The sequence below is a fragment of the Virgibacillus siamensis genome, assembly GCF_900162695.1.
Lineage (GTDB): Bacteria > Bacillota > Bacilli > Bacillales > Amphibacillaceae > Lentibacillus > Lentibacillus siamensis_A.
In genome coordinates this window covers 1,440,237-1,465,224 of record NZ_FUIH01000007.1, presented here as the reverse complement: position 1 = coordinate 1,465,224, position 24,988 = coordinate 1,440,237, and the positions used below count along the sequence as shown (strand labels likewise).

Annotated in this window: 24 protein-coding genes; 22 read left to right on the top strand and 2 right to left on the bottom strand. The window is 40.7% G+C overall.

Features of this window, described 5'->3' with window-relative positions; all coding sequences use genetic code 11:
* The first annotated feature begins 103 nt into the window (after positions 1 to 103).
* From accB to spo0A, 14 genes are all read left to right on the top strand, one after another.
* Positions 104 to 610, top strand: coding sequence for an acetyl-CoA carboxylase biotin carboxyl carrier protein (gene accB, locus B1K71_RS11120; RefSeq protein ID WP_077326899.1), 507 nt, complete (start codon positions 104 to 106; stop codon positions 608 to 610).
* A 13-nt stretch (positions 611 to 623) separates the two neighbouring features.
* Positions 624 to 1,985: an acetyl-CoA carboxylase biotin carboxylase subunit gene (accC, locus tag B1K71_RS11115; RefSeq protein ID WP_077326897.1), complete on the top strand. Its 1,362-nt coding sequence runs from the start codon at positions 624 to 626 to the stop codon at positions 1,983 to 1,985.
* Between the two features lie 15 nt (positions 1,986 to 2,000).
* Complete coding sequence (locus tag B1K71_RS11110; protein WP_077326895.1) at positions 2,001 to 2,390, top strand: Asp23/Gls24 family envelope stress response protein; 390 nt, start codon at positions 2,001 to 2,003, stop codon at positions 2,388 to 2,390.
* 158 nt (positions 2,391 to 2,548) lie between these two features.
* A complete protein-coding gene (gene nusB, locus B1K71_RS11105) occupies positions 2,549 to 2,929 on the top strand; it encodes a transcription antitermination factor NusB (protein WP_077326893.1) in 381 nt (126 codons plus the stop codon).
* A 17-nt stretch (positions 2,930 to 2,946) separates the two neighbouring features.
* Entirely contained in the window at positions 2,947 to 3,798 is an 852-nt protein-coding gene (gene folD / locus B1K71_RS11100) for a bifunctional methylenetetrahydrofolate dehydrogenase/methenyltetrahydrofolate cyclohydrolase FolD (RefSeq protein WP_077326891.1), read from the top strand.
* Entirely contained in the window at positions 3,795 to 5,147 is a 1,353-nt protein-coding gene (xseA, locus tag B1K71_RS11095) for an exodeoxyribonuclease VII large subunit (RefSeq protein ID WP_077326889.1), read from the top strand. The genes folD and xseA overlap by 4 nt, the downstream gene beginning before the upstream one ends.
* The gene (locus B1K71_RS11090) at positions 5,137 to 5,370 is read left to right on the top strand and encodes an exodeoxyribonuclease VII small subunit (RefSeq protein WP_077326887.1); all 234 of its coding nucleotides are present in this window, start codon (positions 5,137 to 5,139) and stop codon (positions 5,368 to 5,370) included. The genes xseA and B1K71_RS11090 overlap by 11 nt, the downstream gene beginning before the upstream one ends.
* 2 nt (positions 5,371 to 5,372) lie before the next feature.
* A complete protein-coding gene (locus tag B1K71_RS11085; RefSeq protein WP_245799246.1) occupies positions 5,373 to 6,257 on the top strand; it encodes a polyprenyl synthetase family protein in 885 nt (294 codons plus the stop codon).
* Between the two features lie 674 nt (positions 6,258 to 6,931).
* Positions 6,932 to 7,510 carry a hypothetical protein gene (locus tag B1K71_RS11080; RefSeq protein WP_077326883.1) on the top strand — a complete coding sequence of 193 codons (579 nt, stop codon included), beginning with the start codon at positions 6,932 to 6,934 and terminating at the stop codon, positions 7,508 to 7,510.
* A 34-nt stretch (positions 7,511 to 7,544) separates the two neighbouring features.
* Complete coding sequence (locus tag B1K71_RS11075) at positions 7,545 to 8,363, top strand: TlyA family RNA methyltransferase (RefSeq protein WP_077326881.1); 819 nt, start codon at positions 7,545 to 7,547, stop codon at positions 8,361 to 8,363.
* A 20-nt stretch (positions 8,364 to 8,383) separates the two neighbouring features.
* Complete coding sequence (gene ahrC / locus B1K71_RS11070; RefSeq protein ID WP_077326879.1) at positions 8,384 to 8,833, top strand: transcriptional regulator AhrC/ArgR; 450 nt, start codon at positions 8,384 to 8,386, stop codon at positions 8,831 to 8,833.
* A gap of 18 nt (positions 8,834 to 8,851) precedes the next feature.
* Positions 8,852 to 10,558, top strand: a complete 1,707-nt coding sequence (recN, locus tag B1K71_RS11065) for a DNA repair protein RecN (RefSeq protein ID WP_077326877.1) — start codon at positions 8,852 to 8,854, stop codon at positions 10,556 to 10,558.
* Positions 10,559 to 10,978: 420 nt separating this feature from the next.
* Positions 10,979 to 12,178, top strand: a complete 1,200-nt coding sequence (spoIVB, locus tag B1K71_RS11060) for a SpoIVB peptidase (RefSeq protein ID WP_245799245.1) — start codon at positions 10,979 to 10,981, stop codon at positions 12,176 to 12,178.
* Positions 12,179 to 12,389: 211 nt separating this feature from the next.
* Positions 12,390 to 13,190 (top strand): sporulation transcription factor Spo0A, encoded by an 801-nt coding sequence (gene spo0A, locus B1K71_RS11055; RefSeq protein ID WP_281250370.1) that lies wholly within the window; start codon positions 12,390 to 12,392, stop codon positions 13,188 to 13,190.
* A 172-nt stretch (positions 13,191 to 13,362) separates the two neighbouring features.
* Here the strand turns inward: spo0A and B1K71_RS11050 are convergent, their stop codons facing one another.
* Together B1K71_RS11050 and B1K71_RS11045 are read right to left on the bottom strand one after the other, a co-directional pair.
* A complete protein-coding gene (locus tag B1K71_RS11050) occupies positions 13,363 to 14,715 on the bottom strand; it encodes an aspartate kinase (RefSeq protein WP_077326873.1) in 1,353 nt (450 codons plus the stop codon).
* Positions 14,716 to 14,787: 72 nt separating this feature from the next.
* Positions 14,788 to 15,021, bottom strand: a complete 234-nt coding sequence (locus B1K71_RS11045) for a DUF2627 domain-containing protein (protein ID WP_077326871.1) — start codon at positions 15,019 to 15,021, stop codon at positions 14,788 to 14,790.
* Positions 15,022 to 15,153: 132 nt separating this feature from the next.
* Here B1K71_RS11045 and B1K71_RS11040 point away from each other — a divergent pair, with 132 nt between their 5' ends.
* From B1K71_RS11040 to B1K71_RS11005, 8 genes are all read left to right on the top strand, one after another.
* Entirely contained in the window at positions 15,154 to 17,217 is a 2,064-nt protein-coding gene (locus B1K71_RS11040) for a sigma-54 interaction domain-containing protein (RefSeq protein WP_077326869.1), read from the top strand.
* Between the two features lie 193 nt (positions 17,218 to 17,410).
* Positions 17,411 to 18,505 carry a branched-chain amino acid dehydrogenase gene (gene bcd, locus B1K71_RS11035; RefSeq protein WP_077326867.1) on the top strand — a complete coding sequence of 365 codons (1,095 nt, stop codon included), beginning with the start codon at positions 17,411 to 17,413 and terminating at the stop codon, positions 18,503 to 18,505.
* 32 nt (positions 18,506 to 18,537) lie between these two features.
* Positions 18,538 to 19,620, top strand: a complete 1,083-nt coding sequence (gene buk, locus B1K71_RS11030) for a butyrate kinase (RefSeq protein ID WP_077326865.1) — start codon at positions 18,538 to 18,540, stop codon at positions 19,618 to 19,620.
* A gap of 29 nt (positions 19,621 to 19,649) precedes the next feature.
* Positions 19,650 to 21,071, top strand: a complete 1,422-nt coding sequence (gene lpdA, locus B1K71_RS11025; RefSeq protein ID WP_077326863.1) for a dihydrolipoyl dehydrogenase — start codon at positions 19,650 to 19,652, stop codon at positions 21,069 to 21,071.
* A gap of 20 nt (positions 21,072 to 21,091) precedes the next feature.
* Complete coding sequence (locus tag B1K71_RS11020) at positions 21,092 to 22,084, top strand: thiamine pyrophosphate-dependent dehydrogenase E1 component subunit alpha (protein WP_077326861.1); 993 nt, start codon at positions 21,092 to 21,094, stop codon at positions 22,082 to 22,084.
* A 13-nt stretch (positions 22,085 to 22,097) separates the two neighbouring features.
* The gene (locus B1K71_RS11015) at positions 22,098 to 23,081 is read left to right on the top strand and encodes an alpha-ketoacid dehydrogenase subunit beta (protein WP_077326859.1); all 984 of its coding nucleotides are present in this window, start codon (positions 22,098 to 22,100) and stop codon (positions 23,079 to 23,081) included.
* A gap of 21 nt (positions 23,082 to 23,102) precedes the next feature.
* Positions 23,103 to 24,362: a dihydrolipoamide acetyltransferase family protein gene (locus B1K71_RS11010; protein ID WP_077326857.1), complete on the top strand. Its 1,260-nt coding sequence runs from the start codon at positions 23,103 to 23,105 to the stop codon at positions 24,360 to 24,362.
* Positions 24,363 to 24,456: 94 nt separating this feature from the next.
* On the top strand, positions 24,457 to 24,888 hold the full coding sequence (locus B1K71_RS11005; RefSeq protein WP_077326855.1) for a BrxA/BrxB family bacilliredoxin: 432 nt from the start codon (positions 24,457 to 24,459) through the stop codon (positions 24,886 to 24,888).
* Positions 24,889 to 24,988: the final 100 nt, after the last annotated feature.

The window sequence follows — 24,988 nt, the reverse complement described above, 5'->3', positions numbered from 1 at the left end:
AAGTCACAGACGCGGTTGAACTTTCAATGGGGCTTGTCGTAAAATGTATTATGGGAATTATGAATCAGTTTTTTAATTTGTATGAAATGAAGGAGTGCCAAACATGTTAAAAGTACAGGAAATACGTGAATTAATAAAATTAGTCGATCAATCCGCTATCGATGAATTCACTTATGAGTCAGAAGGAACTACAGTTACAATGAAAAAATCAGGCAGTCATTCAGCGCCTGCACCGGTTGTTCAGGAGCCAAAACCAGTTGAACGCCAAGCAGAGCCAACTGTGGTACAAGAGCCCAAGGTACAGGCAGAGGAGAAGAAAGAGGCTGTACATACTGAAACTGTTCCAAAAGAGGAAGTTTCAGCTGACTTCGATTATGAAATTGTTTCTCCGATGGTTGGTACGATGTATTCATCGCCAAACCCGGAAAGCGATGCGTATGTCAGCAAAGGGTCTAAGGTTGAAAAAGACACAGTTGTATGTATTGTAGAGGCAATGAAATTATTTAATGAAATTGAAGCCGAGGTATCCGGTGAAATTGTGGAAATATTAGTAGAAGATGGCGAACTGGTTGAATATGGCCAGCCACTATTCAGAGTTAAGAAGAAATAAGGGGATGTAGCTCGTGATAAAGAAACTGTTAATTGCTAACAGAGGTGAGATAGCGGTTCGGATTATCCGGGCCTGTAAAGAAATGAACATAGAAACCGTTGCAGTCTATTCTGAAGCGGACAAAGATGCTTTGCATGTCCAGTTGGCAGATGAAGCATATTGTATCGGTCCAACGCTCAGTAAGGACAGCTATCTTAACTTTACAAATATAATGAGTGTAGCAACATCAACAAAGGTTGATGCCATTCACCCGGGTTACGGCTTTTTGGCTGAAAACGCTGATTTTGCGGAAATCTGCAAAGCATGTAATATAACATTTGTTGGCCCGACTGCCGAAGCAATCCAAAAAATGGGTATAAAAGATGTTGCCAGGGAAACAATGAAACAAGCAAATGTACCTGTTGTACCAGGTTCTGAAGGTATTATTGAAAATGAAAGTGAAGCAATCGAGATTGCCGAAAAAATAGGCTATCCGGTTATTATTAAGGCTACTGCAGGTGGCGGAGGAAAAGGAATCCGCGTTGCTGAATCGGAAGAAGAGCTGTTGAAGGGAATTCGTGTAACCCAGAAAGAGGCTGAAACAGCATTTGGAAACCCCGGTGTATACCTTGAAAAATACATTCAGGATTTTCGCCATGTGGAAATTCAAATATTGGCTGATCAGCATGGAAATGCCATCCATCTCGGTGAACGAGACTGTTCGATACAGCGCAGGCTGCAAAAATTGGTTGAGGAGTCGCCTTCACCGGCATTAACTCCGGAAATTCGTGCGAAAATGGGTGAGGCATCTGTCAAGGCGGCATTGGCTGTAGACTATGTAGGTGCAGGCACAATTGAGTACATTTTTGACCGTAAGACACATGAATTTTATTTTATGGAAATGAATACACGTATTCAGGTGGAACATCCAGTTACTGAAATGGTCACAGGAGTAGACCTGATTAAAGAACAAATTAATGTCGCAAATAATGAAGAACTTTCTTTCAAACAGGAAGATATTGAGTTTGACGGATGGGCTATTGAGTGCAGGATAAATGCAGAAAACCCATATAAGAACTTCATGCCTTCCCCAGGTAAGATAGAGACATACCTTCCTCCCGGCGGACTGGGAGTACGGGTGGATTCTGCTGCTTATCAGGAATACAGCATACCGCCGTTTTATGATTCCATGGTGGCAAAATTAATAACATACGGCCCAACCCGTGAAGAAGCTATTAATCGAATGCGGCGATCACTTGATGAATACGTTGTCGAAGGTGTCAAGACTACCATTCCATTCCACCGTCAAATTATGGAGCATGATGTATTTATAAATGGCGATTTCAATACGAAGTTCCTTGAGGAAAATCCGATTGAAGAAAAGCAGGATGAGTAAAGGAGGAGTTTGAGCATGAGCGAACAGCCTTTATTGGACGTGAGTGGTGATACAAGTTTAGGCAAAGTCGAAATTGCTCCTGAGGTGATTGAAGTAATAACCGGTATTGCCGCCTCTGAAGTGGAAGGATTATCGTCAATGCGGGGGAATTTCGCCACCGGTGTCGTCGAACGTTTTGGCAAAAAGTCCCACGGAAAAGGTGTCAAAGTGGAACTGACAGATGAAGGAATTTTAATTGATTTGTTTGTTGTTCTGAATTTCGGTGTATCCATTCCACAGGTTGCGCAAAAAGTCCAGGACAGTATCAGACAGACATTGAAAAATATGACAGCGCTGGAAATTAACGAAATTAATATCCATGTGGTTGGTATTCAGATGGATGAAGATTCAGCCGATAATGAATGATGGATTCAAGGTCAGAGGTTTATTCCTTTGGCCTTGATTTCATTTATTTTCCAATGCCTTTTAGCGTATGTACAAAGATCGTGAATAGCGTGTAGCTTTGCATAAATATTCATGTTATTATTTGAACAGAGATATGACATTTAAAGGAGCAATTGATGATGAAACGTCATGCAGCAAGAGAAAAAGCATTTCAAATCCTTTTTCAATTGGATACAAATGATATTGGACCTAAGCAGGCAATCGAGAATCATTTGGATACATTGGAAATTGATGATTTTTTGATGACACTTGTACAGGGTGTTGCGGAAAATAAAGAGAAAATCGATCAAACAATTAAAGCGCATTTGGAAAATTGGACACTTGAAAGGATCGCATCCGTAGAAAAAACGATTCTTCGGATAGCAGTATACGAAATGTTTCATGAAGAAGATATTCCAGCCGGAGTATCCATCAATGAAGCAGTTGAATTGGCTAACTTATATGGTGATGAGAAATCCGGTAAATTTGTTAATGGTGTATTATCTAACATCACAGCCTGAAAAAGGGGATGAGAACAATGACTGCAGAAGTAATTAATGGAAAAGAACTTGCACAGGAAATTCGCAAAGAGATGAAAGAAGAAGTGCTGCAATTAAAGGAACAGGGGATTACACCACATTTAACGGTAATTTTAATCGGTGACGATCCTGCGTCCAAATCATATGTCAGGGGCAAAGAAAAGGCGTCCTATGAAACTGGTATTTCATCCGAGTTGATAGAATTGCCAAGTTCGACAACGGAAAAGGAACTATTGAATCGCATTGATGACTTAAATCATGACGATAATGTTGACGGGATCCTGGTACAATTGCCGCTGCCTTCGCATATTCAGGAGCAGCATGTGATTGAGGCAATAAGTCCGGAAAAAGATGTGGACGGCTTTCATCCAATCAGTATCGGCAGAATGATGACTGGAAAAGACACATTCTTACCATGTACCCCGAATGGAATTATTACCATGCTTAAGTCACGGAACATTCAGCTGGAAGGGAAACATGCCGTTATTATTGGACGAAGCAACATTGTGGGTAAACCAGTCGGTCAATTGCTGCTGAATGAAAATGCAACTGTTACATATTGTCACTCAAGAACGAAGGATTTAATGGAACATACAACTACAGCTGATATCTTGATTGCTGCAGTCGGCAAGCCGAATGTGATTGATGCTAAATATGTAAAAGATGGAGCAGCGGTAATTGACGTCGGGATTAACCGCCTGGACGACGGAAGCCTGACAGGCGATGTTGACTTTGATTCTGTAAAAGATAAAGCATCATATATTACCCCGGTGCCACAGGGTGTTGGGCCTATGACAATTACCATGCTTTTAAAAAATACAATTAAAGCTGCACGGGGAATCCATCAGTGAAAGATAATTATTTAACGGTTACTGCTCTCACTAAATATATTAAGCGAAAGATGGATACGGATCCGCATCTGAAATCCATTTGGCTAAAAGGTGAAGTATCCAATTTTAAACATCACAGCAGGGGTCATATGTATTTGACCATTAAAGATGACTACAGCCGAATACAGGCAGTTATGTTTGCCGGGAATAACCGCAGATTAAAATTTACACCGGAAAACGGTATGAATGTGCTAATAAGGGGAGAAATTGGTGTTTTCGAGCCATACGGCCAATACCAATTATATATACAGCAAATGGAGCCGGATGGTATTGGTTCCCTTTATCTCGCCTTTGAGCAATTAAAAGAAAAATTAAATAAGCTCGGTTATTTTAATAAAGAACATAAAAAAGCATTGCCAAGATACCCGAAGAAAATTGGCATTATCACTTCGCCGACAGGTGCAGCGGTACGTGATATTATAACGACTTTGCGAAGAAGGTATCCAATTGCTTCAACAATTGTTATCCCGGTCCTTGTGCAGGGAACTGCTTCCCCACGTTCCATTCAGGAAGCAATTGATGCAGCCAACAAAAATGGTGATTATGATTTGTTAATCATTGGACGTGGCGGTGGATCGATTGAAGAGTTGTGGAGTTTTAACGAGGAAATTGTGGCGGCCGCAATTTTTCGATCCGTTATCCCGGTCATTTCAGCGGTTGGACATGAAACAGATATAACTATCAGTGATTATGTGGCTGACATGAGGGCACCCACTCCAACAGGTGCTGCCGAGCTTTCTGTTCCTTCTCAGCTGGAAATTTTAGAAAAAATAAATAGTATGGAGCGTACGTTAACCAGAATAATGCAAGACCATTTGGCCAATGGGAAACAGGCTTTGGACAGAATGAAACAATCGTATGCTTTCAGGTATCCAGACCAGTTAATAACACAGAAGGAACAGGAACTGGATAAGCATGTCGAACGGCTTGATAAAGTTTTGAAGAGCAGCTTTGAGAAGAAAAAGGATGCATATATCAATCTGAAGGCGCGGCTCAAGACCCAGCATCCGTCTGTACCGTATAACCGTTCCGATAAAGAAGTGAAACGGCTCGCTAAACAGACAAATCAGGCTATGCATCAATTGTTGGAACAGAAGAAGACCAGACTTAACAGTGCAATTGAAAAGTTAACACTGTTAAATCCACTCGAAACAATGAAACGCGGATATGCAATCCCGTATACGGATACCGGCAGTATTATTAAATCAGCCGAAAATGTTAACAGAGATGATCGGATTGCACTCAAAATGGCTGACGGAACAATTGATTGCCATGTACTTGGGGTGAAGGAGGATATTTATGGAAAGTGAAAATAATGTATCTTTTGAACAGGCAATGGAGGACTTGGAAAAAATCGTAGAGAAGCTTGAAGAGGGAGATGTCCCGCTCGAAAAAGCAATCACTTATTACCAGGAGGGAATGAAGCTCTCTAAAATATGCAGTGATAAATTGAAAAATGTGCAGGGAAAAATGACACAAATCGTGAATGAGCAAGGTGAACTTGAGACTTTTGAAATACGAGAGGAAGAATGATTGTGCAAACAGATTTAGACGATTTTATTATAAAAGGGAAAGCTATTGTTGAGGATGAAATGATAAATCAGTTTCGCAATCTGGAAATTCCTGATCAATTGAAGCAATCCATGCTGTATTCACTTAAGGCAGGCGGCAAACGCCTGAGACCTATTCTGATGATGGCAAGTTATGATGCATTCCATAGGGATATCAACAAGGTACTTTCCGCAGCCATTGCCTTGGAAATGATTCATACGTATTCTTTAATTCATGATGATCTGCCAGCAATGGATGACGATGATTTAAGACGGGGTCAACCCACCAACCATAAAGCATTTGATGAAGCTACGGCAATTTTGGCAGGAGATGCACTGTTAACATACAGTTTTGAATTAATAGCAAATGATCCGCAGTTTACTGATCGTCAAAAAGTTTATCTGACCGGAATGCTTGCCCAAGCAAGTGGTCCAAAGGGTATGGTTGCAGGGCAGATACTGGATATGGAAGCCGAACAAAAAAAAGTAACCCTTGAAGAACTGGAAACGATTCATAAACTGAAGACAGGCGAACTGCTCCGATTTGCCATTAGAGCAGGAGCATATATAGGCGGTGCCTCCTCAGAACAGCTTAAACATTTGGATAATTACGCGTATTATTTAGGTTTAATATTTCAGGTCCAGGATGACATTTTGGATATTACCGGCGATCCCGAGAAACTTGGAAAACCTGTTGGAAGCGATCTCGAAAATGACAAAAACACATATCCTAAATTACTTGGATTAAATGGAGCAATCGAAAAGAAACAAAACTATGTAAATAAGGCAAAAGTCGCTTTGGAAAATGCTGGAGCAAACACCTCTTATTTAACGCTTCTGACAGATTATTTCAGTAATCGGGAGTTTTAATATTATAGATGCATGGCTTAAAATATGTTATAATAGTACCAGAAAGGAATGGTGCAGTATTCTAGTCAGTCCTCCGTTCCTCAAGGCGGGGCTAAAAATCCGCCAAAGGGCACATCGATGAAGTTCCTTGTGTTGGCTTGAGGCGCCCAGCCTTGGGTCAGTGCTGGGAGTTAAGGTTTTCGGGCGATCCACAAAGGCATGTGGGCGTTGACCCGATTACCGCGGAGGCCCATCTCTGTGGTGATAACTAAGCCTAGGGATTACCATGGAATGGGGTATGAACCTGTACAACGAGGTAAGGGACACCTTGTATACAGCGTAGCCTGCCTTGAGTGGTGCTGAGGGGATTAGAGTTTTGTTGATATCAATACGGAAGGCCGCCGGTTGATATTTGTATCTCTATGAAATCAGCACTGCAAAAGAGGCTAGGGAGCGGCTAAAGACTGCTGAGGAAATCTCCTAGACTGTTCGTTGGACATCTAAAAGGGATTATAGTGCGGACTAAGTGGTAATCCAGTCCGGCTTTTGGCAACAAGGCCGAGATGGATTTAAAGGGGAACCGCCCATATGGCAACATAGGGTAATCATCTGGGAAAACCAACTGGACCTATGCCGCAGTTTTTACTTTTTAGATGACCATTCCTTTATACATATTTTCGAGATTGAGGTTAAGAATGAATTCACAATTTAAAAAATCGATTAAATTCAGTTTATCCATTGCCGTTATCACGTTTGTGCTAGCGGCCATTTTTTCAGTGGTTTCCACTTCTATTCTAAGTGACGTGATTTGGATTATCGGTTCCATTGTAGTATTGATTATAGTGTTAATTGGGGTTCTGTTTGATATGCTCGGAATTGCCTCAACTGCCGCCGCAGAAGCGCCATTTCACGCTATGGCCGCTGAAAAGGTGCAAGGAGCCAAGGAAGCTGTCATTATAATTCGGAATGCGGATAAATTTGCCAGCTTCTGTAATGATGTCATTGGTGACATTTCAGGAATCGTCAGTGGTACTGCCTCCGGAATGGTTGTCATCCAAGTATCCAATTTGCTTGGACATGCGGATGGTTCATCTTTTCAAATTACCTTGTCTGTAATCATTACCAGTGTTATCGCAGCATTGACCGTTGGGGGAAAGGCATTAGGCAAATATGCTGCCATTAATTCCTCCACGAAAGTTATCTTTTTCACCGGCAAGGTTGTACATTTTATTGAAAAGAATTTAAAAATACGGCTGCTGCCAAAGAGCAAATAATAGTAAATCAGAGAGATGCAAAGGATATTGTATTATGGCGAAAAAACGACTTGATGTTCTGTTAGTAGAACGTAACTTAGTTGAAACGAGAGAAAAAGCGAAACGATTAATCATGGCAGGCCTTGTGCTGAGTAATCAAAACCGGCTTGACAAACCTGGCGTAAAGGTTGACGAAGATATCCCCATAACAATCAAACAAAAATTAATACCATATGTTGGACGCGGGGGATTAAAGCTTGAGCGCGCATTGGAACACTTCTCTATATCTGTACAGGACAGCGTAATGGTCGATATCGGTTCATCCACTGGAGGATTTACCGATTGCGCACTTCAAAACGGTGTTCGGTATTGTTATGCGATTGATGTCGGCTATAACCAGCTGGATTGGAAATTGCGAAACGATAACAGGGTAATTGTTATGGAACGTACAAATTTTCGGTATGTGACACGTAGTATGCTCCAATTCGGCCTGCCTGATTTCGCGAGTATTGATGTATCTTTTATTTCCTTGAAGCTTATTTTACCGGTTCTGAAGGAAATACTTCAGGATAACAGTGAAGTTGTTGCATTAATAAAACCACAGTTTGAAGCCGGACGGGAAAAAGTTGGTAAAAAAGGAATTGTGCGTGATAAAAAGGTTCACCTGGAGGTTTTGCAGGAGGTGACTTCTTTTGCAGAGCAAATCGGATTTGAGTTACTCGATGTGACCTATTCGCCAATTACCGGCGGCGATGGCAACATTGAATTTCTGGCACATCTCGGATGGAAAATGCAAACTGCCCGCAGTTTTGACAAACAAATAAATCTCAGTGCTGCAGTCGAAGAAGCACATTCAAAATTAAAAGCTGATTAAACCTATATGGAGGGCATTCCATGAGTAAAATACAACGACATATTAAAATACGCGAACTGATAACTGAAAACGAAATTGAGACGCAGGATGAGCTTGTGGACTTTTTAAAGTCGCTAAACTATAACGTAACCCAGGCAACTGTTTCCCGGGATATTAAAGAACTTCACCTCGTAAAAGTTCCTTCGACAAGCGGGAAATACAAGTATAGTTTGCCGGCTGATCAGCGTTTTAACCCATTGGACAAATTAAAGCGCTTAATTATGGATGCATTCGTAAAAATTGAGCATGCAAATCATTTCATTGTACTAAAAACGTTACCTGGTAATGCACACGCCATTGGTGTTCTGATTGATAATCTTGGCTGGGATGAAATAATGGGTACAATTTGCGGGGATGATACGTGTCTGATTATATGCAGAACAGAGGAAGATTCGGTCCTGACGAAAAACCGATTTTTAGGTATGTTGTAACGTTGGGAGTGATGAATCGTGTTAACAGAGTTATCCATCAGGAATTTTGCGATAATCGATGAAATATCATTTACATTGAATGAAGGCTTAACTGTGCTGACCGGTGAGACAGGTGCAGGAAAGTCCATCATTATAGATGCAATAAAATTGCTTGCAGGTGGCCGAGGATCAGTTGAATATGTAAGATATGATACAAAGAAAGCAGAAATACAAGGGTTATTCACACTTGAATCGGTTAATCATCCAATTTATCAAACAGGCTCATATTACGGAATCGATATTCAGGATGGTATGGTTGTGTTGCAACGTGTTATAACAGCAGGCGGGAAAAGCATTTGCAGGGTTAATGGCAAATTGGTCACATTGGCAATCTTAAGGGAATTCGGAAGCCTTCTTATTGATATTCACAGTCAACATGAGACACAATCATTGATGAATGCGGAAAATCATATCAGTTTGCTGGATATGTATGATGACCAAAAAATTTCCAAGGCAAAGGAAGACTACCTACAGCTCTTTCGTAAGCTTTCCGCACTTCGAAAAAGATATAGGGAATTAAGTGAAAATGAACAAGAAATGTCACAACGGCTGGATTTACTGCAGTTTCAATTTAATGAACTTGAGCAGGCAGGTCTAATCCCGGATGAAGATACGGTGCTTGAGGAAGAACGATTGCAATTGGCTAATTTTGAACTTATTTACAAAAGCCTTCAAGATGCCTACAATGCGTTATATGGCGAGCAAAAAGGCTTGGAGTGGTTAAACGTTGCAAATCAAGCGCTTCAGGAAAACCGGAATTACGATCATTTTATTGCCGAAAAGGCTGAGGAAATGTCCAATCATTATTTTATGATTGAAGAACTTATGTACGATGTCCGGAATTATACCGAAACATTGCAATACGATCCGGAACGTTTAAATGAAATTGAAGCCCGCCTGAATGAAATTAACCGGTTAAAGAAAAAATACGGAACAACCGTAGAAGAAATGCTTGAATATATGGGCAAAATTGAAGAAGAAATTGAGCAAATCACAAACAAAGATTCCCACTTGAACAAATTGCAGGAGGATATTGAAGGAATAAAAAAGGATGCCTATCTTGAAGCAAAGCAACTGCATGATTTGCGGAAACGGGCAGCCGCTTCCCTGACAAAAGACATCCATGATGAATTAAAAGGACTATATTTGGAAAATGCATCATTCTCCGTTGCATTTGATACCAAGAACGAACAGCAGTCAACAGATATTTATTTACACCAAAATGGGTTTGATTATGTGAACTTTCTTATTTCAACAAACGCCGGTGAACCGCTTAAAGAATTGAACAAGGTCGTATCGGGTGGTGAATTATCACGGATAATGCTGGCATTGAAAACAATTTTCACAAAACATCAGGGAATTACGAGCGTCATATTTGATGAAGTGGATACAGGTGTCAGCGGAAGAGTGGCCCAAGGCATTGCCGAAAAGATTAATCAGATTTCCGAACAATCGCAGGTTTTATGTATCACACATTTACCACAGGTAGCAGCTATGTCAGATACACATATTCTTATAACAAAGCAGGAAAAAAGTAATCGGACATACACAAGTCTCCAGGAGCTGCCGGACAAGAAGAAAATTGAAGAACTTAGCAGGATGCTTACTGGAACAAAACTGACTGATACTGCCAAGGACCATGCAAAAGAATTGCTGGAATTGGCATCCAATTATAAAGAAAAATAACGGATAAATTTAACGAAAAGCCAGATGCTAAAAAAACTGGCTTTTTTTGTATAGTGAAATACTGATAAAAAGCTGAAAGTGCCTGATAAAAGTATCAAAGTGCCTGATAAAGAGCCGAAAGTGGCTGATAAATGCCCCAAAGTAACTGATAAGAGCACAAAAGTGACTGATAAATGAATTTTTTCCTGCAGACAACGTCTCCTTTTCTATGGCGGATGGACATGTACCGGTGGGATTAGTGAATTTAAAGATTACACTTGATTGCATGCTTCCGTCTTATTCAAGTACAACCAAAATTTAAACAGGAAATCTTACACATCTTTTCTTATTATCCACCAGTTTAAAAATGGCCTGTGAAGCCAAATTATAAATGCAGAAAAAAATAAAGGTATGGGTTGGGAACGAGGAGAGTGAATTGATTTGAAAAAAACAACTTGGATAGGTTTACTGCTCCTTCTTTCTCTTTTGGCAGTACCTTTCATGCAACATATATCCATTCCTGATCATTTTCCAGCCCAAAAACAATCCACAATTGATATTCCTGTTGCTGGCGGTAACGCTTCGACCGATACTGCACCATTAAAGCTGTTAAATAAGTTGACAGGAATACCAGGCAATACGGCTGAAGCGTCCGATTTAAGTGATCTCCGGATTGTTCCCGGTGGTCAGTCGATAGGTGTACAGCTGCATACATTGGGCGTTTTGGTTGTCGGGCATCATCAAGTGAAGAGTACGAATGGTATGGTATCACCTGGTGAAAAAGCGAATATACGAGTTGGAGACGTCATTTTAAAAATGAATGGCAAAGATATTAAAAAGATGGAAGACGTTAAACCGATTGTAGAGAAGGCCGGAAAAAGCGATGAGCCACTTGAGGTTACTATTAAACGTGGTGAAAAGAAATTAAAAACCAAGCTTGATCCCGTAAAAGGCAGTAAAGATAACGAATACCTGATTGGCCTCTACATCAGGGATTCAGCAGCCGGGATTGGTACTATGACGTTTTATGATCCAAAAACTAAAAAATATGGTGCGTTGGGACACGTTATTTCAGATATGGACACGCAGAAACCAATTGAAATTTACAATGGCACCATTGTCCGGTCCACAGTAACGTCCATTCAAAAAGGAGATAATGGTAAACCAGGTGAAAAGCAGGCAACTTTTTCCGTTAAGGATGACAAAATTGGTTCCATTACTAAAAACAGCCCTTTTGGAATTTTTGGTGAGTTAAACAAACCACTGAAATACGGCAAATATACTAAGCCTATGCCAATCGCACAGTCACACGAAGTTAAAGAGGGGCCAGCGAAAATTTTAACGGTCATTGAAGGGGAAAAAGTGGAAGAGTTTGACGTAGAAATTGTAAGCAGTGTTCCACAAAGTCATCCCGCCAAAAAGGGAATGATTATTCAAATTACCGACCCTGAATTATTGCGAAAAACCGGTGGGATTGTTCAAGGAATGAGTGGAAGCCCCATTATTCAGGATGGAAAAATCATTGGTGCTGTGACACATGTATTTGTAAATGATCCAACATCCGGATATGGCGTTCATATTGAATGGATGCTTCAGGAGGCCGGTGTAATTGAAGGAGAAGTTCAGGATAAGGCTGGCTGATAAAAAGGCTTGTTATGGGAATTACCTATGACAAGTCTTTTTTAGTTAAAATATTTTTCGACAAAAAATGTCATTATTTATCGAAAGTAATCGATATTGCGTTTAAGATAATGAAAACAAAAGAAAAATAAAAAAAATATAAAGTTTTTTAAATAAAAGAAGGATATTTGACTGTTATGTCGAATATGTACTGTGGAAGAGCTCGAATTACATAAAGGAGGAAGTTTCAGTGGATAAAATTACAGTATGTTTAGTTGATGACAACAGGGAGCTAATTCAGTTAATGGAAGAGTATTTTGACTCGACAGATGATATTGAAGTAATCGGAACGGCATTTAATGGCAGGGAGTGCCTGCAAATGATGGAAGAAAAAGAACCTGATGTTCTTATTTTGGATATAATTATGCCGCATGTTGATGGTCTTGCTGTATTAAATAAATTACGTGAAACCGAAAGAAGCAGTTATCCGAATGTTATTATGCTTACTGCGTTCGGTCAGGAAGAGGTAATGAAAAAAGCTGTTGATTTAGGGGCATCTTATTTTATTCTTAAACCATTCGATTTGGATAATTTGTCTGACCAGATTCGCCAGGTACAAGGTGCTAATACTTTAATCCCATCAAGCACCAAAAAATCCGGAAGCAAAGATCTGAAAAAGAAAGATCTTGAGGCAAGTATTACGAATATTATTCATGAGATTGGAGTTCCTGCACACATAAAAGGATACATGTACCTGAGGGAAGCAATTACAATGGTATACAATGATATTGAACTTTTGGGCTCAATTACGAAAGTACTATACCCTGATATTGCGAAAAAATTCAATACGACGGCTTCAAGGGTTGAACGCGCCATACGACATGCGATTGAAGTTGCCTGGAGTCGCGGTAATATGGACTCCATTTCTGCATTATTCGGGTACACCGTGAGCATTTCCAAAGCAAAGCCTACAAATTCTGAGTTTATTGCAATGGTAGCTGACCGTCTCCGCCTGGAACACAAAGCAAGCTGAAGGTAAATGTAAAGCAAGGGTACGGGTTATGTGAATACTAATTATAAAAAAATGAAGAGGCTGGGACAATAGTGTAAAGCCGAACAACTAATTAGAAAATGGAGCGTAAAACCGCTCCAGATTGTTCGTCTTATGAATCACATTTTTTGATATGTCCCGGCCTCCTTATTCTTTATTCTTCATTGAAGAAGACTTCATATAATGACTGAATTGCCTTTTCCAGATCATCGGATTGTATACCGAACATCATGGAAACATCAGATGATCCTTGGTTGATCATTTCTATATTTACATTCGCTGTCGTTAGTGCAGTGGCAGCTTTTTTGGCAATTCCTACTGTACTCATTAATCCTTCTCCGACAATCATCACCATCGCCAAATTGCGGTGCATTTTAATATTGTCCGGTTTCAGTTCTTCCTGGACACGTTTCAGCACAACTTTTTCTTTTTCATAAGAAAAGTTAAAGTCCCGGATAATAACAGACATATCGTCAATTCCTGATGGAGCGTGTTCGAATGAAATGGATTCGTCCTCCAAAATCTGCAACAATTTACGTCCAAAGCCAATTTCTCTGTTCATTAAATATTTACTGACAAAAAGACTGGAAAATCCGGTATCACCGGCAATTCCAATAACACATTTTTCATGATGTCTTTTCTCCGCAACAATTAATGTGCCAGGTGCATATGGGTTGTTTGTGTTTTTGATACTCACAGGTATCTGATGCTGAAAAGCGGGAATTAAAGCTTCATCATGAAAAACGGAAAATCCTGCATAGGATAATTCACGCATTTCCTTGTATGTCAGCGTCGTGATTTCCTTTGGATTTTTCACGATTGTAGGATTTACGGAATAAACCGAATCAACATCAGTGAAATTTTCATAAAGATCAGCTTTTACACCCGCTGCCACTATTGATCCGGTAATATCAGATCCGCCGCGTGGGAAAGTCATCAGATCCCCATCTTTTGTATAGCCGAAAAAACCGGGGATAACCATTACGTCTTCTTTTTCCCGCAGTTTGTACAATTCCGAATAGCTTTCATCTAAGATTTGAGCTTGTCCCGGTTCATTGCTGACAATAATACCGGCATCTTTTGGATTCAGATATGTAGCATCCAGTCCCAGCTTCTTCAGATGCATACTAATAATTTTTGCACTGCTGTCTTCACCTATTGATTTCAGTGTGTCCATTTTACTCCTGTCAGAAATGTCATCCGTAATAATTCGCTGAATAGTCTGTTCCAAATCACTTAAAAAGGATGACGAAATTTCAAGTTCCTCTGTGATTTCAGAAAAACGAATAAGTACTGCCTGCAGGTTTGCCGTATAATCTTCCTTATTAAGGACACTTTCCGCCAATTGAATCAGTAGATCCGTTACTTTGACATCATCCTTGTCCCGCTTGCCCGGTGCTGATACGACAATGATTTTTCGTTCCGGATCATCTTTTATGATGGATCCGACTTTCCTGATCTGTTCCGCATTTGCTACGGAGCTTCCCCCAAATTTGGTTACTTTCATTCAAATCTCTCCATTTTCACTTTTTTTATAGTTTAACATATTTTCACATAATAAAAAGATGACATATACAGGTCATCTTTGATTTCTTTTTTTATGAAGTTGCCTCTTTCTGTCGCGATGAACGATGAATCCGCCTATAAAAGCAATTCCGGCTAGGAACAGTATAAGACCGATTGTAAATTGAATACCAATATGTAAAAATATCGGGTTAAAATCATCAAATAATGTGTCACGCATGAGCTTAATTCCATATGCGGAAATCAGCCCGGGAATGAAAAGCACTAGCGCTGCAATGATGCGAACCATGTTACTTCCCCTTTTATTTCTTTTCCCTAAGTATAGCAGATGGCTATCGAAATACAAATCGAATTGGATTTGCCAAAAATTGCAGAATAACGTATCATTAAATTATGCAAAGTATTGCAAGGTGGGGAGTCCATGAAAAATGTATTGATTGTAGGTGCGGGTAAAGGCGGAAATGCTTTGTTGAAAATTTTATATAATACAGATCGCATGAAGATCGCTGCCGTTATAGATCGTAATTTTGATGCTGCCGGCATCATCAAAGCCCGTAAAATGGGAATACCGACTGGACAAAAGTGGCAGGACTGGGTTCATAAGGACATTGATATCGTCATTGAAGCAACTGGTGATGAGGATGTACTCAAAGAATTGCTTGATAAAACGACCAGACCAACTGTCGTGATACCAGGATCAGTTGCGTACATAATTTCCGAGTTACTGGAAGAAAAAGAGACATTGGTCAAGCGCCTCCAACTTCAAAGTGACAATCAGAAGCTTATTCTTGATAACATACGGGATGGCATGATTGTAATAAACGGGGATGAAAAGGTTCAGTTTGTAAACAAAAGTACTGAACGGATTACTGGGCTGTCCAAAGAAAAATTTCTTGATCAGGATATAAAAGATGTTATTGCCGCTACCAGGCTTCCCCATGTATTACGAAGCAGAAGAAAAGAGGTAAACCAGAAACTTGTTCTGGAAAATGGTAAACAAGTCATAACAACTCGAATCCCGATGATTAATTTGGAAGATCGAATAGTAGGTGCCTTCGCTGTATTTAAGGATATTACGGAAGTTGTCAATCTGGCCGAAGAAAACACAGATTTAAAAGAAATAAAAACAATGCTTGAAGCAATTATTCAGTCTTCGGATGAAGCAATCAGCGTTGTGGATGATAGTGGGACAGGCATTATGATCAATCCTGCTTATACAAGGATCACCGGGATGAAAGAGTCCGATATTGTAGGTGCACCCGCATCAACGGATATATCAGAAGGTGAAAGCATGCATATGAAGGTATTAAAAACACGCCGGGCGGTTCGTGGAGTCCGAATGAAGGTTGGGCCTGCCAAGCGGGATGTCCTGGTTAATGTTGCCCCAGTGATTGTAGATGGGAAAATCAAGGGAAGTGTTGGTGTGCTTCATGATGTATCTGAGATTAGAACGTTGACAAGCGAACTGAAGCGCGCGCGCCAGATTATACGCAATTTGGAGGCGAAATACACATTTGACGATATTATAGGATCTTCCGAGGAAATGAAAATTTCTCTGGAACAGGCAAAAGTAGGTGCCAAAACACCTGCATCCATCCTTTTAAGAGGTGAATCCGGAACAGGCAAGGAATTATTTGCTCATGCCATTCATAATGAAAGCAACCGTAAACACAATAAATTTATTCGGGTAAATTGTGCGGCCATAGCTGAATCAATTTTAGAAAGTGAACTATTCGGTTATGAGGAAGGTGCTTTTTCCGGAGCTCGTCAAGGGGGAAAGAAGGGATTATTTGAAGAAGCAAATTTAGGAAGTATTTTTCTGGATGAAATTGGTGAATTATCACTCCATATGCAGGCGAAATTACTTCGAGTGCTGCAGGAGAATGAAATTGTCCGGGTTGGCGGCACTAATCCGATTACATTAAATGTACGGATTATTACTGCAACCAATGTTAATCTGGAAAAAGCCATCATGAACAAAACGTTTCGTGAGGATTTGTATTACAGACTAAATCGACTGCCAATTTACATTCCCGCCCTTAAAGAACGGATAAATGATTTGCCTGATTTAATTCAGCACATTATTGACAAGACGAACGAAGATTATGGTCGTAATGTTAAGTCAATTAATCGGGAAGCATATGATTATTTGAAAAATTATCATTGGCCCGGTAACATACGTGAACTTGAAAATGTTATCGGACGTGCCATGATTTATATGGATATGAATGAAGAAATTATACAAAGAAAACACATTCCGGATTTATTCGGAACTTTAGCAGGCATCCAGCATCATTCTCTTGCTGTAATGGACAATCGGCACACCAGCCTGCAGCAGGCAGTTAATAATTTTGAAAAAGATTATATACAGAAAGTCTTTGAAAAAAACAATTACAATAAGACAAAAACGGCTAAAGATCTGAATGTATCAATTCGAAATTTATATTATAAACTTGAAAAATATAACATGCAAAATCTTTCATGATTGCAAAAAATTGCATAGTGAAATTCAAGTTAATTAAAGCGCTTTCAAGAATAATGGAGTTGGCATGGTTTTTGCATTGTTATCTTTGGAGAAAAAATAATGATTGCTTATTTGCTTCCAAATCTGCAGAATGTCATCAGGATTTGAAAGACGAATAAATAAATGAACACAATCAAATGAGGAGGAAGTTATAATGGAAATCTTTAAGTATATGGAGAAATATGATTATGAACAATTGGTGTTTTGTCAAGATGAGAATTCAGGGTTGAAAGCTGTTATTGCCATACATGATACAACACTTGGACCTGCACTTGGCGGAACAAGAATGTGGACTTACAATTCTGAAGAAGAGGCTATTGAAGATGCACTGAGGCTTGCTAAAGGAATGACATATAAAAATGCTGCGGCCGGGCTGAATCTGGGCGGAGGAAAGACTGTCATCATCGGTGACCCTAAAAAAGACAAAAATCCTGAAATGTTTCGTGCGTTCGGACGTTATATTCAAAGTCTGAATGGCCGTTATATTACTGCAGAGGACGTGGGAACAACAGTTCACGACATGGATCTTATTCATATGGAGACCGATTATGTAACTGGAATTTCACCCGAATTTGGTTCATCGGGTAATCCTTCACCTGTTACCGGATATGGTGTATATAAAGGTATGAAGGCAGCAGCGAAGGAGGCGTTCGGGTCTGATTCACTGGAAGGACGCACCGTTGCAATTCAGGGAGTCGGTAATGTTGCTTATGCTGTTTGTGAACATTTGCATAAGGAAGGCGCAAATATCATTGTAACGGATATCAATGAAGATGCTGTGAAACGCGCTGTTGATGCATTTGATGCGAAAGCAGTGGCTCCTGATGACATTTACAGTGTTGATTGCGATATTTATGCACCATGTGCGCTCGGGGCAACCATTAATGATGAAACAATTCCGCAACTGAAAGCAAAGGTTATTGCAGGCTCGGCCAACAATCAATTAAAAACTTCTGAACATGGCGACATCATCCATGAAAAGGGAATTGTTTACGCTCCGGATTATGTGATCAATTCCGGCGGTGTAATAAATGTCGCAGATGAACTTAACGGATATAATGAGTCAAGAGCCATGAGAAAAGTGGAGACAATTTACGATAGTCTGATGCGGGTATTTGAGATTTCAAAAAGGGATAATATTCCAACATATGTAGCTGCAGACCGTATGGCCGAAGAACGAATTGAATCACTACGAAAGTCCCGCAATCAATTTTTGCTGAACGGACACCATACGCTGAGCAGAAGGTAAACTGTTCTGGTGAAAACGGAGTGTGACGGGTTATGGCGCAGGAACATTTTCGTGTCTTGGTTATCAATCCTCATACATTGTCAACGACTATCGGGGTTTTTGATAACCATACATGCATTTTTGAAAATACAATTCAACATAATGAAGATGAGTTGAGACAATTCCAATGGTTGATGGATCAAAGTTCGTATCGTAAGGAACATATTCTAAATCAATTGGATAACGAAGGGATTAATATTTCCCGTTTTAATGCAGTTTGTGGACGTGGCGGATTGCTGCGTCCAATCCAAGGCGGAACATATAAAATAAATGAAATAATGCTTCGCGAACTGAAGGAAGGCTGTAATGGCGAGCATGTATCAAATCTTGGAGCTGTTATTTCAAATGGAATTGCGGAAGGACTTAATATCCCATCTTATATTGTTGATCCGATTGTTGTAGATGAGATGGACGATATTGCAAGAATATCCGGAGTACCAGAGATTCCGCGAAAAAGCATTTTTCATGCTTTGAATCAGAAGGCTGCTGCAAGACGTGCTGCAAAGGATCTCGGAAAAACCTATCCGGAGGCACGGCTGATTGTTGCTCATATGGGTGGCGGAGTAACGATTGGAGCGCATCGTGAAGGTAAGGTAGTCGATGTTAATAATGGTCTGGATGGTGAAGGACCTTTTTCACCGGAACGGGCAGGTACAGTACCAAGCGGAGAATTAGCATCACTTTGTTTTTCCGGGAATTATTACCGGGAGGATATAATGAAGAAACTGGTTGAAAATGGCGGACTTAAAGGTTATTTGCATACAAACAGTGCGGGAGAAATTGAAAAACGCATTGATGATGGTGATCCGTTTGCCATGTACATATATGATGCGATGGCTTATCAAATTGCAAAGGAAATCGGAGCAATGGCCGCTGTTTTCAATGGAGATGCAGATGCAATTGTGTTAACAGGCAATCTTGCATTTGGAAATACCCTTATTAAACTGATTTCCGATCGGGTCAAATGGATTGCGGATATCATGACATACCCCGGTGAAAATGAGTTACAAGCCTTGAATGAAGGAGTATTAAGAGTACTGTCAGGAAAAGAAGCTGTCAAAACCTACCCCGAATAAAAACAGTAAACAAGGGAGTGTATAAGTTTATGGCAAAAGAATATGATCTTGTCGTTCTCGGTGGCGGGACCGGCGGATATGTAGCAGCTATTCGAGCTGCACAAATTGGAATGCAGGTAGCCATCGTTGAAAAAGGTAACCTTGGCGGAACCTGTCTGCACAAAGGTTGTATACCATCAAAAGCATTGCTGCGTAGTGCGGAAGTATATAAACAGACGCAGGATGCAGGCGATTATGGCGTAGAGACAAAAGATACAACGTTGAACTTTCCGAAAGTACAGGAACGTAAGAATGGAATTGTTGCTAAATTGCACCAAGGTGTACAAGGATTAATGAAAAAGGGAAAAATTGACGTTTATAATGGTTTTGGAAGAATCTTGGGACCGAGCATTTTCTCTCCGATGCCAGGAACGATCTCCATTGAACATGAAAATGGGGATGAAAACACGATGATTGTTCCGAAAAATGTGCTGATTGCAACCGGGTCAAAGCCGCGCACATTACCCGGCCTCGACATCGACGGTGTTCATGTAATAACCTCTGATGAAGCACTTGAGATGGAGGTGCTCCCTGACTCCATTTTGATTGTCGGCGGCGGTGTTATCGGGATAGAATGGGCATCTATGCTTGCCGATTTTGGTGTGGAGGTAACAGTAGTCGAATATCTTAATCAAATTTTACCCACCGAAGACCATGATATTGCCAAAGAGGCAGAGAAGTTGCTCAAGAAAAAAGGTATAACGTTTGTCAAGGGGGCAAAGGTGCTTTCTGATACACTCGAGACAAAAAATGGTATTTCGATTGAAGCAGAAGTAAATGGGGAGAAACAAACATATACGGCTGAAAAGATGCTTGTATCAGTGGGACGCGAAGCCAACACCCAAAATATAGGTCTGGAGAATACAGATATCGTTGTTGAAAAGGGGCACATCCACACAAACACATTTTTTCAGACGAAAGAGTCACATATATACGCTATTGGTGATGTTATCGGCGGCATGCAGCTTGCACATGTGGCCTCTCACGAAGGTATTGTTGCTGTTGAACATATGGCGGATAAAGATCCTTTATCGATAGAATATGACAATGTCCCGACATGCATCTACTCGAATCCGGAGGTAGCCAGTGTGGGACTGACGGAAGAACAGGCCAAGGAAAAAGGATTTGAAATTAAAATAGGTAAATTCCCATTTCAGGCAATTGGAAAAGCACTAGTATTTGGTGAGTCGGAAGGTTTTGTGAAAATGATCACAAACAAGGCAAATGAGGATTTGCTTGGGGTTCATATGATTGGTCCACATGTGACTGATATGATAAGTGAAGCAGGGCTGGCAAAGGTACTGGATGCCACTGCCTGGGAAATTTCACACAGCATACATCCGCATCCGACACTTTCCGAGGTGATGGGTGAGGCAGCATTGGCTGTTGATGGTAATCAAATACACGGATAACATTCAGAGGAGGGATTCGGATGGCAAAAAATCGCCATGAATCATTAGGCTTGACGGATGATCAGGTAATGGAAATGTATAAGACGATGCTTTTGGCCAGAAAAATTGACGAACGGATGTGGCTGTTAAACCGTGCTGGTAAAATCCCGTTCGTTATCTCCTGCCAGGGTCAGGAAGCAGCCCAGGTAGGTGCATCATTTGCACTTAACAGAGATGAAGATTATGTAGCTCCATATTATCGTGATATGGGTGTTGTATTGGCGTTTGGCATGACGACTAAAGAATTGATGTTGTCCGGTTTTGCCAAAGCGGAAGATCCTAACTCAGGCGGGCGCCAGATGCCGGGTCATTTCGGACAGAAGAAAAACAGAATCCTGACTGGGGCTTCGCCGGTTACAACACAAGTTCCGCATGCGGTTGGTGTTGCCTTGGCTGCGAAAATGGAGCAAAGGGATATTGTTTCATTGGTTACACTTGGCGAAGGCTCATCCAATCAGGGTGATTTCCATGAGGGATTGAACTTTGCAGGTGTTCATAAACTACCTGTTATCACAATGGTGGAAAATAATAAATATGCAATTTCAGTTCCGCTTGAAAAGCAAATTGCTTCGGAAAATGTATCCGTTCGGGGACAAAGCTATGGTATGCCAGGTGTAACAGTGGATGGCAATGATCCGCTTGCGGTGTATGAAGCTGTAAAAAATGCTAGAGAAAGAGCAGTAAAAGGTGAAGGACCAACATTGATTGAAGCTGTATCCTATCGCTTAACAGCACATTCCAGTGACGATGACGACCGTCAATACAGGGACAGTGCGGAAGTGGAAGAGGCAAAAAAGAAAGATTCATTAATAACCTTTGCCGATTATCTGAAAGAAGCCGGTCTGCTCAATGAAGAATCAATGAAAGAAATTGAAGGAGAGATTGGCAAGCTTGTCAATGAAGCCACTGATTATGCTGAAAATGCGTCATATGCAGAACCGGAATCTGCTCTAAAATACGTATATGAAGAGTAAGGAGGGGAATTAAATGCCAGTAATGTCATATATTCAAGCTGTAACTGCAGCAATGCATGAAGAAATGCAGCGTGATGATAAAGTATTTGTATTAGGGGAAGATGTTGGGAAAAAAGGTGGTGTGTTTGGTGCCACAAAAGGCTTATACGATACATTTGGCGAACAGCGTGTAATTGATACACCATTAGCTGAATCGGCAATTGCCGGCGTTGGAATAGGTGCGGCAATGTATGGAATGCGTCCAGTTGCTGAGATGCAGTTTGCCGATTTTATCATGCCGGCTGTTAATCAGATTATTTCTGAGGCGGCCAAAGTCAGGTACCGTTCCAATAATGATTGGAGTGTGCCTATGACGATCCGCGCGCCATATGGCGGTGGAATTCATGGAGCTCTTTATCATTCCCAGTCGGTTGAAGCAGTTTTTGCCAATCAGCCTGGTCTAAAGATTGTTATGCCATCAACACCATATGATGCAAAAGGCTTATTAAAAGCATCCATACGTGATAATGATCCGGTGTTGTTTTTTGAACATAAACGGGGATACCGGCTATTAAAAGGCGAAGTTCCGGAAGATGATTATGTTCTTCCAATCGGCAAGGCTGATGTTAAGCGGGCAGGGTCTGATGTTACCGTCATCACATACGGGCTCGCCGTTCATTTCGCACTTCAGGCGGCAGAAAGATTAGAAGAGGAAGGAATCGATACACATATCCTTGACCTGAGAACCGTTTATCCGTTAGATAAACAGGCAATAATTGAAGCTGCCAAAAAGACTGGCAAAGTATTATTGATAACAGAAGATAATAAAGAAGGAAGCATTATTGGTGAGGTTTCAGCCATCATTGCAGAAAATTGCTTGTTTGATCTGGATGCCCCTGTGCAACGTCTTGCCGGCCCGGATATTCCAGCAATGCCTTATGCACCAACAATGGAAAAATACTTTATGATTAACCCGGATAAAGTAGAAAAAGCAATAAGAGATTTGGCTGAATTTTAATCTGAAAAGGAGGGACTCATCTTGGCTGCTGAAAAAGTAAATATGCCGAAGCTTGGGGAGAGTGTTACAGAAGGTACAATCAGTTCCTGGCTGGTAAGTGAAGGTGATCAGGTGAATAAATATGATCCGATTGCTGAGGTTATGACCGATAAAGTAAATGCTGAAGTGCCATCATCCTTTACAGGAGTTATTAAAGAACTGGTGGCACAAGAAGGAGATACAATTGAAGTTGGGGAACTAATGTGCTATATCGAAATTGAAGGTGGCACTCCTTCCGAGGAAGATACTGATAAACAGGAAAAAACAGATGTACAAAAAAAAGCAGAAACTCAAGGATCCTCAACTGACCAGTCTATGAAAAAAAGATATTCGCCTGCCGTACTTAGACTTGCCCAGGAAAATGATATTGACCTGGAGCAAGTAAATGGATCCGGCAGAGGCGGCAGAATTACACGTAAAGATATTGAAAAAATCATTGCATCCGGCGAAAAGCCAACAGCGGAAGTTCCAAAATCCGAGCCCGCTCCGGAACAACCTGAAAAAGCAGCAAAGGCCCCGGCTCAACAGGTAACCTCACAGTCGGGCGATATTGAAATCCCGGTTACAGGGGTTCGAAAGGCGATTGCACAGAACATGGTGCGCTCGACTACAGAAATTCCGCATGCGTGGATGACAGTTGAAGCGGACGTAACCGATCTAGTAAAATACCGGAATCAGGTAAAAGGTGACTTCAAACAAAACGAAGGATTCAATCTGACGTTTTTCGCGTTCTTTGTTAAAGCAGTTGCGCAAGCATTGAAGGAATATCCGCAATTAAACAGCACATGGGCAGAAGACAAAATTATTCAACGTAAGGATATTAACTTGTCTATTGCCGTAGCAAAAGATCAGGAATTATTTGTTCCGGTTATTAAAGCTGCAGATGAAAAGAGCATCAAAGGTATCGCAAAAAATATTCAAGAGCTGGCAATGAAAGCCCGTTCCGGAAAACTGACATCTGAAGATATGCAGGGTGGCACGTTTACAGTTAATAACACTGGTTCATTTGGTTCCATTCATTCTATGGGTGTTATTAACCATCCACAGGCTGCTATTTTGCAAATCGAATCTATTGTGAAGCGACCAGTCATTATTAATGATATGTTTGCTGCAAGAGATATGGTGAATCTGTCACTTTCACTTGACCACAGAATCTTGGATGGGCTGATTTGCGGACAGTTCCTTGCACGGGTAAAAGAAATTTTGGAAAATATTAATAAGGACACTACAAACATCTATTAGCAGAAGTTATTTGAATTGAAATCTGCCCGTAAAGTTGATAAGCTGAATACAGGTTTTAACAATAATAACTATTAATAAGGGGATGGAAATTCAAATGGATTTTAACCTGTTTATGAATGACGTTGTAGACGCAGCGCGTAAGGATATAGCCGAAGCTGGATATGAAGAACTGACAACCACTGGGGCCGTGGATGAAGCAATGAAACGCAAAGGATCCACACTTGTTATGGTTAACTCGGTGTGCGGTTGTGCCGGTGGTGTTGCACGTCCGGCAGCTGCAAATGCAATACATTACGATAAGCGCCCTGATCATCTTGTCACTGTTTTTGCCGGACAGGATCGTGAAGCGACAGAAAAAGCACGGGAATATTTTGAAGGATACCCACCTTCATCCCCTTCATTTGCTTTTCTGAAAGACGGTAAAATCGTAACGATGCTTGAACGTTCCGATATTGAGGGTTATAGTGCGGTTGATGTGATTGGCAAGCTTCAGCATGTATTTGATGAACATTGTGAGGAAATATAAGAATACCGGTGAGTCCGGTGTGGATGGGGCTGTCTCAGTGATAAGGGTCAGCCCCGTTTTATTAGGAAATGACATAGATTCATTATTGTTCGACTATCAC

What these genes read in the sequence shown, in the direction of transcription:
- bcd (WP_077326867.1), top strand. Translation starts at nt 17,411, where the DNA reads ATGGAAATCTTTAAGTATATGGAGAAATATGATTATGAACAATTGGTG.
- accB (WP_077326899.1), top strand. Translation starts at nt 104, where the DNA reads ATGTTAAAAGTACAGGAAATACGTGAATTAATAAAATTAGTCGATCAA.
- lpdA (WP_077326863.1), top strand. Translation starts at nt 19,650, where the DNA reads ATGGCAAAAGAATATGATCTTGTCGTTCTCGGTGGCGGGACCGGCGGA.
- ahrC (WP_077326879.1), top strand. Translation starts at nt 8,384, where the DNA reads ATGAGTAAAATACAACGACATATTAAAATACGCGAACTGATAACTGAA.
- buk (WP_077326865.1), top strand. Translation starts at nt 18,538, where the DNA reads ATGGCGCAGGAACATTTTCGTGTCTTGGTTATCAATCCTCATACATTG.
- nusB (WP_077326893.1), top strand. Translation starts at nt 2,549, where the DNA reads ATGAAACGTCATGCAGCAAGAGAAAAAGCATTTCAAATCCTTTTTCAA.
- folD (WP_077326891.1), top strand. Translation starts at nt 2,947, where the DNA reads ATGACTGCAGAAGTAATTAATGGAAAAGAACTTGCACAGGAAATTCGC.
- B1K71_RS11110 (WP_077326895.1), top strand. Translation starts at nt 2,001, where the DNA reads ATGAGCGAACAGCCTTTATTGGACGTGAGTGGTGATACAAGTTTAGGC.
- B1K71_RS11075 (WP_077326881.1), top strand. Translation starts at nt 7,545, where the DNA reads ATGGCGAAAAAACGACTTGATGTTCTGTTAGTAGAACGTAACTTAGTT.
- B1K71_RS11045 (WP_077326871.1), bottom strand. Translation starts at nt 15,021, where the DNA reads ATGGTTCGCATCATTGCAGCGCTAGTGCTTTTCATTCCCGGGCTGATT.
- B1K71_RS11005 (WP_077326855.1), top strand. Translation starts at nt 24,457, where the DNA reads ATGGATTTTAACCTGTTTATGAATGACGTTGTAGACGCAGCGCGTAAG.
- B1K71_RS11015 (WP_077326859.1), top strand. Translation starts at nt 22,098, where the DNA reads ATGCCAGTAATGTCATATATTCAAGCTGTAACTGCAGCAATGCATGAA.
- B1K71_RS11040 (WP_077326869.1), top strand. Translation starts at nt 15,154, where the DNA reads ATGAAAAATGTATTGATTGTAGGTGCGGGTAAAGGCGGAAATGCTTTG.
- B1K71_RS11050 (WP_077326873.1), bottom strand. Translation starts at nt 14,715, where the DNA reads ATGAAAGTAACCAAATTTGGGGGAAGCTCCGTAGCAAATGCGGAACAG.
- B1K71_RS11080 (WP_077326883.1), top strand. Translation starts at nt 6,932, where the DNA reads ATGAATTCACAATTTAAAAAATCGATTAAATTCAGTTTATCCATTGCC.
- B1K71_RS11020 (WP_077326861.1), top strand. Translation starts at nt 21,092, where the DNA reads ATGGCAAAAAATCGCCATGAATCATTAGGCTTGACGGATGATCAGGTA.
- B1K71_RS11090 (WP_077326887.1), top strand. Translation starts at nt 5,137, where the DNA reads ATGGAAAGTGAAAATAATGTATCTTTTGAACAGGCAATGGAGGACTTG.